Below are 13,595 nucleotides of genomic sequence, written 5' to 3'. Positions count from 1 at the left end.
CTGGTGACGCTGACCGGGATCGGCGGCGTGGGCAAGACCCGGCTCGCCTTCCGCGTCGCCAGGGAGCTGCGGCGCGCTTTCCCGGATGGCGTGTGCCTGGTGGAGCTGGCCTCCTTGAAGGATCCGGCCCTGTTGCCTCCCACGTTGATCGACGCCCTCGGCATTCCGGAACCGTCGGCCCGTCCGTCGATGACCGCGGTCTGTGATCACCTGCGCGAACGGCGCATGCTCCTGCTCCTCGACAACTGTGAGCACCTGGTGGAGGCCGCCGCGGACCTGGCGGACCAGGTGCTGCGGGCCGCGCCCGACGTGCGGATTCTGGCCACCAGCAGGCAGGCGCTCAGGATCGCCGGGGAGCATGTCTACCCGGTCCCGCCGCTGCCCGCGCCCGACCCCGAGGACCCCCCGGAGCCCGGCACGGCCACTCAGTACCCGTCGGTCGCTCTGTTCGCCGAACGCTCGGTCGCGGTCGTGCCGGGATTCGCGCTCACGCCGGACAACGAGGCGGCGGTCATCCGCCTCTGCCACCGGCTGGAGGGAATCCCCCTGGCCATTGAGCTCGCATCGGTGCGCTTGCGGGTGCTCGCCGTCGATGAACTCGCGAACCGCCTGGACGACCGGTTCCAGCTGCTGCGGGAGGGCAGCCGCAACCTGCCGGAGCGGCACCAGACTCTCCAGGCGCTCATCGACTGGAGCCACAACCTGTGCAGCCCGGCGGAGCAGGCACTGTGGGCGCGCGCATCCGTCTTCGCCGGAGGGTTCGGGATGGACGCGCTCGAGAGGGTGTGCACCGACGACACCCTCCCGACGCACGCCGTGATCGACACCGTTGCCGGACTGCTCGACAAGTCGATCTTCATCCGTGAAGAGCAGGGCAAGTACGTCCGCTTCCGCATGCTGGAGACCATCCGCACATACGGCCAGGCCCGACTCGCCGAGTCGGGGGACGAACCGGCTCTGATGCGCCGGCATCGTGACTGGTGTCTGCGCCTCGTCGAGACGGTCGACGAGGAATGGGGCGGCGACAAGCAGCAGGACTGGGCGAGCAGGCTCGAGCTGGAGCACGCGAACCTGCGTCGCGCGCTGGACTACTGTCTGTCCCGACCCGGTGAGGCGCGCGTCGCCCTCCGCATGGCCGCGGTCCCGTGGTTCTGGATGGCCATGGGCTACGTCACCGAGGGCAAGCTCTGGCTGGACCGGGCACTGGCGCTCGACCAGGAGCCGAGCCGGGAACGTGCCTGGGCGCTCGCGACCGCCTCCTACATCACCATGACCCAGGGAGACGAGCCCACGGCGACAGCGCTGGCCGAAGAGGCCCGCAGCCTCGCCGCTCGGCTCGGCGATCGCGCCGCACTCGCTTATGCCACGCATGTCCTGGCACTGTGTCACTGCCTCCGGGCGGGCCTGGCCGAGGCAGACCTGCCCGGCGCCGTCCCGCTGTTCGCCGAAGCACTCCAGCGGTACGCCGATGCCGAAGTCCCGGCCGCGTACCCCAACTTCGCCCGGATCGAGCTGGCATCCGTCCACATTCTGCTGGGCGAGGCCGACAAGGCCGCGGAAGTGGTCGACGATCTGTTCCGGCGATGTCAGGCGGCCGGAGAGCGCTGGCAACTGTCGTACGCCCTGTGGGAGCGCGGCTTCCTGAAGCTGATCCGCGGAGAGGTCGACGCGGCGGAATCGGACCTGTGCGAAGCGCTGAGAATCAAGCGGTCCTTCCACGACACCCTGGGGCTGGCGCTCGTGCTCGAAGTGCTCGCCTGGACCACCGTGGCCAAGGGCGAAGCCGAGCGAGCGGCCACCTTGCTGGGTGGAACCGCCGCACTCTGGAAGACCATCGGAGCCCCGCTCGTCGGCTCGACGCACATGATCGCCCGGCGCGAGCAGTTCGAGAAGGCGGCACGGGAGAAGATCGGCAAGGCCGCGTTCGACGCGGCGTTCGGGCGGGGCCGTGCGCTGACGGCGGAGGAAACGCTCGCCCTGGCCCTGCGCGAGCGCGTACAGCCGGCGCCCGAGACCCAGCCTCCCGCACCTGCGCTGAGTCGCCGCGAACGTGAGGTCGCCGATCTGGTCTCCGAGGGAATGTCGAACAAGGAGATCGCGGCGAGGCTGGTCATCTCCCCGCGGACCGCGGAGGGGCACGTCGAAAAGATCCTGACGAAGCTCGGCTTCGCCACCCGCACCCAGATCGCGAGCTGGGTCGTGCAGCAACAGGCCGACCGGACGTAACCGCCTCTCGCCGCCGCCACGCCCCCCATCCGGGCATGTTTCGCCTCTGCCGCTCCGCCTTCGGCGACATCACGCGGAGAGTGGCCTCGCCGTAACGGATCACATCCAAGGAGAGCGAGCATGGTGCCGAAGAGGCTGGATGGGGAACATCGCGCAGAGAGGCCGACGCGATGAACCGCATCGTGGTCGTCGGGGCCTCGCTGGCCGCGGTCCACGCCGTCGAGGCGCTGCGTACGCACGGCTACGAGGGCGAGATCACGCTCGTCGGTGCTGAACCGCACCTTCCCTATGACCGGCCGCCCCTGTCGAAGGAGGCATTGCGCAGCGGTCCCGAGCTGGACGGGCTCCTGCTGAGGGAACCCGGCTGGTACGGCGACCAAGGAGTCGAACTGCGCCTCGGCAGAGCCGCGGCAGGCCTCGACGTCCGGCAACGACAACTGCTCCTCGAAGGTGGCCGCGAGCTGGCGTACGACGGGCTCGTCATCGCGACCGGATGCACACCGCGTTCGTTGGGCGACCTGGACGAGACCGGGTCGGTGCACGTGGTCCGGTCTCTCGCGGATGCCGCGGCGCTGCACGCGGAGCTTGTGCCGGGGCGCCATCTCGTGGTGGTCGGCGCCGGATTCATCGGCCTGGAGGTGGCCGCGACCGCGCGCCGGATGGGGCTGGACGTCTCCGTGGTCGAGACGGCACCGGTGCCACTCACCAGGGTGCTGGGTGATCGAGTCGGTGGATGGTTCAGAGACCATCACAAGGCCAACGGGGTCGACCTCTACCTCGGCAGCGCCTTGGACCAGATCGAAGTCACCAAGGGCGGCACCAAGATCCGACTGGGAGACGGGACGACACTGGCTGCCGACGTGGTCGTCGCCGGCATCGGGGTCGCTCCCGCCACAGGTTGGCTCGACGGCAGCGGTGTCGAGGTCTCCGACGGCGTTGTCTGCGATCAGAGCCTGCGAACCTCGGTCCCCGGAGTTGTGGCGGCGGGTGATGTCGCTCGCTGGCACCACCCGTTGTTCGACGAGACCATGCGGGTCGAGCAGTGGCGCAACGCGGCCGAACAGGGTGGCCGGGCCGCACTCAGCCTGCTCGGCGAAACCGAGGCGTTCGCCGCCCTTCCCTACTTCTGGTCCGATCAGTTCGACGCGACGGCGCGGTTCGTCGGCGTTGCGAGCGGCGCGCGGCAGATCGAGGTCAGGCAGACCGGTGACCATTCGATGGTGGCCCTCTTCGGCCGGGACGACGTGATCCGCGGAGCGCTCTGCGTCAACGCGCCGCGGCTCCTTGTGCGCTACCAGAAGGCCATCCTCGACCAAGTCTCGTGGGGGGACGTGGCCGAGAGCGGGTGAGCCGGTGGTGAAGGCGCCCCGACCGTCCCCCAGCCGGGCTATGTCGGCTTCGGTGACCGCACACTCGGCGTCCATGGGATGCATGGTCATGCCACGAACTAGGCCTGTCCGTGCGACGGCCAACGCGAAGGCCATCGAGCCAGAGTGGAGCAGGAACGGTGAGCATTCCCAACAGCCTCTATGAAGCGCTGCGTCGGTCCGCCGAAAGGTCCCCTGATTCGGAGTTCTTGCGGGTCGCGGGTCAGACATTCACCTACCGGGAAGTGCTCGACCGGGTCGAAGCCACCGCTCGCGGTCTTCGAAGCCTGGGAGTCGAGCCGGGTGACCGAGTGGGGGTGATGTGTGAGAACCGCCCAGAGGCGGTCTGGGCGTGGCTGGGGGCGAATGCCGCGCGGGCCGTCGACGTGCCGTTCAACGCCGAGGTGCGGGGCCGCCTGCTCGATTACCTGGTGAGTGACGCTTCACCTCGCGTGCTCATCGGAACCGCGGACTACCTGGACATACTCGCGCAGACGATCACCTACGACCCGGAGGTCGTCGTCACCATCGGCTGTGGAGCCGAGCTGCGCCCGTTCGGTGATCGCGCGCGTCACATCTCGTTCGAGGAGCTCCTCGCCGACGGCAGCGCGGCCGGCGGAGAGCTCCCGCTCCCGCGCCCGAGCGAGATCGCGACGATCATGTACACCTCGGGCACGACCGGGCCGTCCAAGGGAGTGATGCTGCCGCAGCGCTACTACCCGGCGAACGCGAACCACGCGCACCATCTGCTCAAGCTTCGTTCGGACGACGTGTACTACCTGGTCCAGCCCCTGTTCCACATCGACGCGCGTTCCTACGTGTCGGCGGGGCTGTGCTTCGGAGGTGTCGTCGCCCTGGGGAGCCGATTCAGTGTCCGGTCCTTCTGGGACGAGGTGCGGCAGCACGGGGCCACCGTCTTCGGGACGGTCGGCACCATGCTGTGGCTCCTTCACAAGCAGCCGCCCCGCCCCGACGACGCCGACATTCCGGCGCGCATCGCGATCTGCTCCTCCACTCCCGGGGATGTCCTGCTCGACTTCGAGAAGCGCTTCGGAGTCAAGATCGTCGAGGCTTATGGCATGACCGAGTGCCTGCTGATCACCGCGGTTCCGTGCGACGAGACGAAACCGGGGACCATCGGCAAGCCGCTCCCGGAGATGGAAGTCCGCGTGGTCGACGAGGATGACGCCGAAGTCGCCGCCGGCGAGACCGGCGAGCTCGTGTTCCGGCCCCGCGACGAGTACGCGATGATGCAGGGCTACTGGATCAAGCCCGAGGAAACTGTGGAGGCCTGGCGCAACCTCTGGTTCCACACCGGTGATCTCGTGCGTCAGGACGGTGAGGGCTGGATCGAGTACATCGGCCGAAAGAAGGACTCGATCCGGCGCCGTGGCGAGAACGTGTCTGCGTGGGAAGTCGAGCAGGTGGTGGTCGCACACCCCGATGTGCTCGAGGCGGCAGCCATCGGAGTGCCCTCCGAGGTCGGCGAAGAGGACGTCGCCGTACTCGTCGTCGTGGCGGCGGGTTCAGATCTCGATCCGCGTGAACTCCTGGCGTTCCTCGAGAAGGACCTTCCACGATTCGCGGTACCTCGCTACGTCGAGGTCGTGGACAGTCTGCCGAAGACGCCGTCCGAGCGGATCGAGAAGCGCAGGGTGCGTGAGCGAGGGATCACGGCCAGTGCTTGGGATGCCAACGTCGAACTCGGACGGCGCTGAGAGGGCCGTGTCTGTGTGGTTGATCGTCGTCGTCTCGCGCGACGATCGGGCCTGCCTCGGATGAGGGCAGGATCCGAGGGTTGACCTGTGGGAACGGCGCGCGGAGCGGTCGGAGGCGTGTGCCCACGCTTCCGGCGGCCGCTTGCGCCGCACAGGGGCCTTCGGGGCCGGGAGACGTTCGAGCAGATGCTGGGCCGGCGCGGTGTCGGCGCTGACGCAAGCGGCATGACCACGTTCGGTGTGGTCGGGGGGCGGCCGCTTTGCCGGGGCACAAGTGGGCCGCGACCGAGGGGAATTACAGGTGCGTCATGTCCCGGGCCAGGAGGACGACGACGAGGGATCGCCGCGTCCATGAGGCCGCAGCCGAGGGCGGTGTTGCCGTCGGCTGCGGCGCCATGTGGTGCTGTACGCGGCGGCTTCAGAGGCCCATCGATTTGGCGATGATCGTCTTCATGATCTCGCTGGTGCCGCCGTAGATGCGGTTGACGCGGTTGTCGGCGTACAGGCGGGCGATCGGGTACTCGTTGATGTAGCCGTAGCCGCCGTGCAGCTGGAGGCAGCGGTCGATGACGCGGTGGGCGACCTCGGTGCAGAAGAGCTTGGCGGAGGCGGCCTCGGCCGGCGTCAGCTCGCCCGCGTCCAGGGCCTCCAGGGCGCGGTCGGCGACGGCCTCGGCGGCGTCGACCTCGGCCTGGCAGGCGGCCAGCTCGAACCCGGTGTTCTGGAAGGAGGCGACGGGCTCGCCGAAGACGATGCGCTCCTGCACGTACTGCTGGGCGAACCGGATGGCGGCCTTGGCCTGCGCGTAGGCGTCATAGGCGATGCCCCAGCGCTCGGAGGGCAGGTTCTTGCCGAGGTAGGAGAAGCCCTTGTTCTCCTCGCCGAGCAGGTCCTCGGCGGGCACCTTCACGTCGATGAACGCGAGCTCGGCGGTGTCGGAGGTCTTCAGGCCCAGCTTGTCCAGCTTGCGGCCGATGGAGTAGCCCTCGGACGTGGTGTCCACGGCGAACAGCGAGATGCCGAAGCGGCGGTCGTCCTTGCGCGGCGCGGATGTTCGCGCACACACGATCACGCGGTCGGCGTGCACACCGCCGGTGATGAAGGTCTTGGCGCCGTTGAGGACGTAGTGGGTGCCGTCCTCGGAGAGCTTGGCGGTGGTCTTCATGCCCGCGACGTCGGAGCCGGTGCCCGGCTCGGTCATGGCGAGCGCCCACATCTCCTCGCCGGTGACGAACTTCGGCAGGTAGCGCTTCTTCTGCTCGTCGGTGGCGAGCATCTTGATGTACGGCAGGGAAAGCAGCACATGCGCGCTGGTGCATCCCAGCAGGACGCCCGCACGCGCGGTCTCCTCGTACATGACGGCCTCGAACTTGTGCGTGTCCAGGCCCGCGCCGCCGAACTCCTCGGGGACGTTGACGCCGAAGACGCCCAGCTCGCCGAGCCTGTAGTAGAAGTCTCGGGGCACTTGGCCGGCCGCGTACCACTCGTCGTAGACGGGGACGACCTCCGCCTCGATGAAGGCGCGGAGCATCTGGCGGAAGGACTCGTGGTCCTCGCTGAACACGGTGCGGCGCATGCGTCTTTCCTTTGCGGGTGGTTGGGCGGTGCACTGCACCGCCCCGAGTTCGTCAGATGAAAGGTGGCTCGGGCAGGAGGGCACGACGGCACCGAGTACGGCACGGGTGCGCATCGAACCGAGCCGTACCGCATGATCCGCACCCGGTTGGGGGATTGTCCGGCTCGACCCGGCGTCGTTGCACCGCTCTCACTCGGTAACGGCAGCGCCCACAGCGCTCCTGGTCCGCTACTGCCCGAGCGCTTGCATCCAGTGCAGGAGAGCACCACCGGTGTGCCCGGGGTGGATGAAGTGCTCCGCCCAGCCGTCGTGGTCCGCGGACTCCCCGATGATCGAGGCGCCTCCGGCCAAGGCCAGCGCCTTGCACGCGCTGATCTCGGTGGTCTCGAAGGAGACGTGATGGAGTCCGCCGCCCGTCTTGGACAGAAACCTCGTCATCGGACTGTCGATGTCGCGTCGAGGAGTGACCACCTCGAGCCTCAGACCGGAGCCCACCTGGATCCACGAGCCCTGGATGTCGAGTTCCTTGTCTCCGCCCTCTTCCTCGAGGGAGCCGCCGAGGCAGTCGATGACCTTCGCGACCACGTCGTCGTACCGCTCGCGCGGGGTGACGATCCCGATGTGATGCAGCGAGAAGAGGCCGGAGGCCTCTGGGCCGCCCATGCCGTTCACGGAATCCGTCATTCGCTCTCCTCCGGGGGTGTGCCGAACCGCCGCCGTGTCGTTCCGGGGCGTCGTTCGTGCGACGTCCGGCGTCTGCGGCCACGGACGAAGCAGTGCCACTGTTTCGCGTACCACCCTGTCGACAGCGGCCGATCACCTCCGCGCCCCAGCGCGGGATTACGCCCGGTTGGGTGTGTCGCGGCAGTGCTCACCGACCGGCCGGAGCCATCGGCTCCGTACCTCCCCCAATCGGGCGTGTAAGCCCGTTGTGGCCTCCGCCACTATCCCGGGACGGCCGTAGGGTCCGCGCCCAACTGGGAAAGGATCGAGCCACATGGAAAACACTCCAACGACCCCCTCGGATACGGCCGCAGCAAGTGTCGACGCCGACTCCCCCCATCTCGAAGGAAGCCTCGGCACCGGCGGACTGCTGTTCACGGTGCTTGCGTTCAACGCTCCGATCGGCATCATGTCGGGGTTCATACCGGTCGTGATCACATTGGGCATCGGCGGGCCCACACCACTCATCTACCTCGGCGTGATGGTGATGGTGCTGTTCTTCGCCGCAGGACTGGTCACCATGGCCAAGCACATGGCCAAGCCCGGTGCCTTCTACACCTATGTCACCCACGCCCTCGGCAGATCCATGGGCCTCGGCGCCGGGTTCACGGCGCTCGCGACCTACGTGGTCCTGGCTGCCGCCACCTACATCTTCATGGGCGTCGTGACGAACACGGTGTCGACCGGCATTCTGCACGGCCCCGATCTTCCGTGGTGGGCCTGGGCCCTGATCGCGTGGGCGCTCGTCTCGACGCTGACCCTGCTGAACATCGACGTCTCCACCAAGGTCCTCGGTGTGCTGCTCTGCGTCGAGGTCCTCGTCGTCCTCGTCTGGGACCTGAGGGTGTTCTTCGACGGCGGACCGGCGGGACGAGGCCTGGAACTCTCCGTTCCGGCCACCGGCTCATGGGGACTCGCCCTGCTGCTGGCCGTGGGCTGTCTCACCGGCTTCGAGTCCATTCAGGTCTTCCGGTCGGAGACACGCGATGCCGACCGCACCATCCCTCGCGCCACCTACCTGGTGATCATCATCCTGGCCGGGTTCTACGCGTTCAACTCCTGGATCTACCAGGTCGCGTTCGGCGGCCCCGGCGGCATTGGAGCATCGCTCGCGCAGACCGGGAGTGCTGCGGGCAGCTTCTTCGACAGTCTTGAGCTCTATGTGGCGACCGTGGCCGGCGACGTCGCGAACGTGCTGGTCGTGACGAGCCTGTTCGCCGCGGTCCTCGCCGTTCAGAACATCTCCGCCCGCTACACCTTCGCCCTCGGCAGTGACGGGGTCCTGCCGTCCGCCCTCTCCCGGGTGCACCCGCGGTGGAAGTCTCCGACGCCGGCAGCCGGAGCCGTCGCCGTGGCCGTACTCGCCATCGACCTGGTCCTTGCGGTCGCGCACGTCGACCCTGTGACCTGGTACGTCGCTCTTCAGGGCCTTGGCCTGTGGGGCCTCATCCTCCTGATGACGTGGACCGCGGTGGCGATCATCGTGTTCTTCCGGTCCCGCAGAGAGCTCGACGCCTCACTGTTCAAGACACTCATCGCCCCGATCCTGAGCGCCATTGGTTTCGGCCTCACCCTGTTTCTCTCGTTCAAGAACGCCGACCTGTTGTTCGGCACTGCCGCGACCGGCTACTGGTGCATGGCGGCGCTGTGCGCGGTTGCCGTCGCCGGCAGCCTCTACGCCCAATGGCTGAAGTCGGCCAAACCAGCGGTCTGGGACCGGATCGGCGCCCAGGACGAGATCCACTGATCGACTGATCCGCGCCGCGGGGCTCTGAACACGTGACCGGATTCCCCTCTCGTGCTGCGGCCAATCAGTTGCGGCACGAGAGGGGCGTCGTGTTTTTCCGGTTCGTCTGGCGGGGATTTCCGCGCATTCAGAGCCTCCCCCACGTGGGCTACTTCTCGGACAGCGCCACGTCTGAAGCCCGGACGGTTGCTTAGATAACAGCTACTTGCTCGTGCCCTCAGGTGAACGAACCCTGGAGCTTCTGATGACATCCGCTGAAAAGCCGCTCGACGAGACGAACGTCGGCGCCCCGGAGTTTTGGCAGAGCGGACCTCCGGTCGAGCTCTTCGCGAGAATGCGGGGTGAGTGCCCGGTGCACTGGTCGGGCCCTCCCGGCCCCCCGGACATGCCGGGATTCTGGTCGGTGACGCGAGCTTCGGAAATCGAGGCGATCAGCCGCGACTGGAAGACCTATTCGTCGGCGATCAACGGCGTCGACAATCTCGACAATCCGGTGATCACGGCGCTTGAGAACAAGACGTTCATCAACATGGACCCGCCGCTCCACGACAAGATGAAGGCGCTTTTCCTCGAGCGGTTCACTCCGTCGCGAATCGCCGCCGACGAGCCCTGGATCCGTCAGGTCGCCGACACGGTATTCAGCCGGATCGAGGGGCGGGAGACGGCCGACCTGGTGGAGGACGTCGCCCAGCCGATCGTGTCGCGGGTCATTCACGCCATGTGCGGAATTCCCGAGGAAGAAGACGCGAAATGGGCCGCGTACATGAACCGCTACATGGCGCGAGAGGACCCCGGGTACAACCCCGGTGGCCTCGAGGAGTACGTGAACGAGTTCGTGCCGTTCCTCGTGGCAGAGGCGACGAAGATGATCGAGCCCCGGCGCCGGCGAACCGACGCGGCTCCGGTCGGTGTCGCGGACAACGTGATCGACGTGATGGTGAACGGCACCGTCGACGGCCGGCCGCTCACCGACGAAGAGATCGCGATGAACATCCTGCTGATTCTCTCCGCCGGTAACGACAGCACGAAGTCCACCTACACCAGCACCATGAAGGCGCTGATGGAGAACCCCGACCAGATGCGGCTGCTGGTCGAGGACCCCTCCCTGATCGCCGGCGCGGTGGAAGAGGCGCTGCGCATGTACCCGCCGTTCACGAGCTTCTGCCGGACGACAACGCGTGATGTCGAGCTCGGGGGCAAGCAGGTCAAGAGCGGCGAGAAGGTCGCCCTGTGGTACTCGTCGTCCAACCGTGACGAGACCCGGTACGAGAACCCCGAGGTGTTCGACGTCCGTCGCAACCCGGAACACCACGCGTTCGGCGGCGGCGGCCGGCACTTCTGTCTCGGCGCCGCGCTGGCCCGGCTCGAGCTTCGGGTGATGCTCGAGGAAACCATCAGGCGCTATCCGACTGTGCGGCTCGACGGCGAGACGCCGATGGCGACCTCGTACACGCTCAACCAGTACACCGCGATGCCGGTTCGCCTGCGCTGAGTCAGCCATGTCCAGGGCCCATTACAGGCGGGGGACTCAGGCTGCGGCCGCGGCCTTCTCGCCGAGTCACAAGCAGTGGAGGATTGTCAGTGGATACGACGGGTGATGGCGTGCGCCCAGTGGTGGTGATCGGCGCAGGCCTGGCTGGTCTGACCGCGGCTCATAAGCTCACCGCCGCAGGGGTACCGGTCGTCGTGCTCGAAGCGAGCGACCGCGTCGGCGGGCGGGCTTACACCGTGCGCGAGGGGTTCGCCGCCGGCCAACAGTGCGACCTCGGTGGTGAACTGCTGCTGGGCCCGTACCAGGCCATTCCCAAGCTCTGCGCCGACCTGGGCGTCGAGATGTCGGAGCCCTTCTGGCTGTGGCGTGAAGACACCGCGCCCGACGAACTGTTCGTGCACGGCATGCTCCACGAAGGCCACATCGTTCTCGGCGGAGAGGCACTTCGCGGCGAGCGGTTCGCCGCGGTCGACCGGGAGATCCGGGCGGCGGTGCAGGAGACTCCTCCGGCCCACCACGAGGTGGTCAGCCAGTGGGTCCGACGCCTCGACCTGTCGCCCGACGCCGAAGCGGCGCTGATAGCGATATCCCACCTGGTCCAGTACGAGACGCACCAGATGGACGTCTCCGGTGTGCTCGTCGAGACGGGCTACTTCACCATCCAGCGGGTGGTCGGCGGATCCCAGGTTCTGCCCGAGGCACTGGCCGAGAACCTGGACGTACGGCTGAACTCGCCGGCGCGCGCGGTACGCCAGCGACGTGATGGTGTCGAGGTCGAGCTGGAGAGCGGCGAGCGGATCCCGGCCGATCGTGTGATCGCCGCCGTGCCGGCATCCCTCCTCGGCGCGCTGGGTTTCGACCCGCCGCTGCCGCCCAACATCACGGCGGCGCTGTCCTCGCTGCAGCGCGCGCGGGGCGGCAAGGTCGCGTGCCAGTACGCCGAAGGAGACGCGGTACGCAAGGCGCTGACCCAGGTGGTGTGCTCGGACGGGCCGATCAACACGGCGTTCGTGAGCAACCAGTACACGACCGAGGGCCCCGCAGTCGTCAGCGGCTTCATCACAGGTGACGAACGGTTCATCCTGGAGACGGAGGGCGCCGCGGCCGACGAGCTCGACGCCGTCGTCGAGGCTGTCGTGGGCGCCCCGGTGACCCGACTCGCGACGCGACAGCACAACTGGACGACGGACCCCTACGTCCGGTCGGTCAGCACCTACGCCGAGTTCACCGGCCGTGGCGGCGGTTTCGCCGCACAGTTCGCCGTGCCGCACCACCGCGTGCATTTCGCCGGTGACCACACCGACGTCTATTACCAGGGAAGTCTCGAAGGCGCGGCGCTGTCCGGCCTGCGCGCCGCCGACGAAGTGCTGGGCGCCTCCGAGCGGCTGTCCCCGCAGGAGATCGAAGCAAAGTTGGTGCAGGCATGAGCACTGTCGTCGTCGGAGCCGGCCTCGCGGGACTCGCGGCCGCACGCAAGCTGCGGGCGGGCGGCGAGGAGGTCATCGTCCTCGAGGCCACGACACGCGTCGGCGGCCGCACGCGTACCGAGCGCGATCGCCTCCGCCATGGCCAGCCGGCCGACCTGGGCGGTTCCTTCATCGACCTCGGCCAGGACCGGATCCTGCGCGCGTGCGCCGAGTTCGGGGTGAAGCTGACGCCGACCATCAACATCCTCAAGCCGGGCCCGGACGGGCGGATCGATCTGTCCTCGGTCCTGCGGAACACCGTCGTGGCCGAAGGGCGGCTGCTCACGCCCGAGGAGTGCGCGAAGGTGGCCGACGAGGTTCGTGCGGCGCTGGACGCTTCCCCACCGGTGGCCACGGAGTCGATCGCGTCGTGGACGGCGCGCGCCGGGCTTTCGCCGCTGGCCCGGCGGCTGGTGCGGGCACAGGCCGGAGCGAATCCGGTACACGAGCCTGAAGAGACTCAGATGTCCATGATCCACCCGCCGCATTCCGGGAAGACGAGCTGGATGATTCCCGGCGGTGCCGATTCCCTCGCGACCGCGATGGCAGCGGGACTGGACGTCCGGTTCGAGCAGGCGGTGCGACTGATCCGTCAGGATCAGGAGACCTTCGAGATCACCGTCAAGACCGCGACCGACGAGTTCACCGCCGCCAACGTCATCGTGACGACCCCGGTGACCGCGACGCGCGGCATCGCCTTCGATCCGGTACTGCCCGAGTGGAAGCTCCAGGCGCTGGTGACGACCCCGATGTCCCAGGGCGGGAAGGTCGCCGGGCAGTACGCGAACGGAGCCGAACTCCGAAGCCGCCTCGGCGCGAGCGTCACGAGCGACGGACCGATCTCCTTCGCGTGGGCCGGACCCGTCAGCGAGCAGGACACGGTCGTCGTCTACGGTCTTGCCCCCGACCTGAGCGACGGCTTCCTCCGTGATGAGCAGCGGGCACTCGACGCCCTCGACGACCTGATCCGGATCGCGACGGGTTCGGAAGCCGAGCGGATCGCCGGCGTGCTCCAGGACTGGACTCGGGAGCCGTATGCCGGAGGCGTCGTGTCCAGCCTGATGGCGGACTTCCCGCGGCTGCCGGCGCTGCTCGCCCGTGCCGTCGGCTGGGGGATGATCCACTTCGCCGGCGAGCACACCGCGGACAACTGGGTGAGCAGCATGGAGGGGGCCCTGCGCTCGGGCGATCGCGCCGCGGACGAGGTGCTGCTGCAGCGATCCCTGACTCCTGCGGGATAGCGGCACGACGACAAGACCGGTCCGAGCGCGGGTCACCGC

Annotated in this window: 9 protein-coding genes; 7 read left to right on the top strand and 2 right to left on the bottom strand. The window is 68.1% G+C overall.

What is annotated here, in order from left to right; genetic code table 11:
* Positions 1-3 precede the first annotated feature (3 nt).
* The 3 genes from ACF06X_RS06925 (at position 4) to ACF06X_RS06915 (ending at position 5,311) form a co-directional block, all read left to right on the top strand.
* Positions 4-2,226, top strand: a complete 2,223-nt coding sequence (locus ACF06X_RS06925) for an ATP-binding protein (RefSeq protein WP_392286163.1) — start codon at positions 4-6, stop codon at positions 2,224-2,226.
* A 170-nt stretch (positions 2,227-2,396) separates the two neighbouring features.
* Positions 2,397-3,575, top strand: a complete 1,179-nt coding sequence (locus ACF06X_RS06920) for an NAD(P)/FAD-dependent oxidoreductase (protein ID WP_392286162.1) — start codon at positions 2,397-2,399, stop codon at positions 3,573-3,575.
* Between the two features lie 158 nt (positions 3,576-3,733).
* A complete protein-coding gene (locus ACF06X_RS06915; protein WP_392286161.1) occupies positions 3,734-5,311 on the top strand; it encodes an AMP-binding protein in 1,578 nt (525 codons plus the stop codon).
* Positions 5,312-5,729: 418 nt separating this feature from the next.
* Here ACF06X_RS06915 and ACF06X_RS06910 read toward each other — a convergent pair whose 3' ends face one another.
* Positions 5,730-6,887, bottom strand: a complete 1,158-nt coding sequence (locus ACF06X_RS06910; protein ID WP_392286160.1) for an acyl-CoA dehydrogenase family protein — start codon at positions 6,885-6,887, stop codon at positions 5,730-5,732.
* A 228-nt stretch (positions 6,888-7,115) separates the two neighbouring features.
* Positions 7,116-7,571, bottom strand: a complete 456-nt coding sequence (locus tag ACF06X_RS06905; RefSeq protein ID WP_392286159.1) for a VOC family protein — start codon at positions 7,569-7,571, stop codon at positions 7,116-7,118.
* 313 nt (positions 7,572-7,884) lie between these two features.
* Here ACF06X_RS06905 and ACF06X_RS06900 point away from each other — a divergent pair, with 313 nt between their 5' ends.
* From ACF06X_RS06900 to ACF06X_RS06885, 4 genes are all read left to right on the top strand, one after another.
* Positions 7,885-9,357, top strand: a complete 1,473-nt coding sequence (locus tag ACF06X_RS06900; protein WP_392286158.1) for an APC family permease — start codon at positions 7,885-7,887, stop codon at positions 9,355-9,357.
* Positions 9,358-9,601: 244 nt separating this feature from the next.
* Positions 9,602-10,849: a cytochrome P450 gene (locus tag ACF06X_RS06895; RefSeq protein ID WP_392286157.1), complete on the top strand. Its 1,248-nt coding sequence runs from the start codon at positions 9,602-9,604 to the stop codon at positions 10,847-10,849.
* Between the two features lie 89 nt (positions 10,850-10,938).
* On the top strand, positions 10,939-12,276 hold the full coding sequence (locus ACF06X_RS06890; protein ID WP_392286156.1) for a flavin monoamine oxidase family protein: 1,338 nt from the start codon (positions 10,939-10,941) through the stop codon (positions 12,274-12,276).
* Positions 12,273-13,556 (top strand): flavin monoamine oxidase family protein, encoded by a 1,284-nt coding sequence (locus ACF06X_RS06885; protein ID WP_392286155.1) that lies wholly within the window; start codon positions 12,273-12,275, stop codon positions 13,554-13,556. The genes ACF06X_RS06890 and ACF06X_RS06885 overlap by 4 nt, the downstream gene beginning before the upstream one ends.
* Positions 13,557-13,595 lie beyond the last annotated feature (39 nt).

The organism is Streptomyces sp. NPDC015346, from assembly GCF_043078785.1.
GTDB lineage: Bacteria > Actinomycetota > Actinomycetes > Streptomycetales > Streptomycetaceae > Streptomyces.
The sequence above is the reverse complement of the archived record's forward strand: the minus strand, read 5'-3'. Positions and strand labels throughout refer to the sequence as shown.

Excerpts from the sequence above, each read along its gene's own strand:
- ACF06X_RS06920 (WP_392286162.1), top strand. The coding sequence starts at position 2,397 with ATGAACCGCATCGTGGTCGTCGGGGCCTCGCTGGCCGCGGTCCACGCC.
- ACF06X_RS06910 (WP_392286160.1), bottom strand. The coding sequence starts at position 6,887 with ATGCGCCGCACCGTGTTCAGCGAGGACCACGAGTCCTTCCGCCAGATG.
- ACF06X_RS06905 (WP_392286159.1), bottom strand. The coding sequence starts at position 7,571 with ATGACGGATTCCGTGAACGGCATGGGCGGCCCAGAGGCCTCCGGCCTC.
- ACF06X_RS06900 (WP_392286158.1), top strand. The coding sequence starts at position 7,885 with ATGGAAAACACTCCAACGACCCCCTCGGATACGGCCGCAGCAAGTGTC.
- ACF06X_RS06895 (WP_392286157.1), top strand. The coding sequence starts at position 9,602 with ATGACATCCGCTGAAAAGCCGCTCGACGAGACGAACGTCGGCGCCCCG.
- ACF06X_RS06885 (WP_392286155.1), top strand. The coding sequence starts at position 12,273 with ATGAGCACTGTCGTCGTCGGAGCCGGCCTCGCGGGACTCGCGGCCGCA.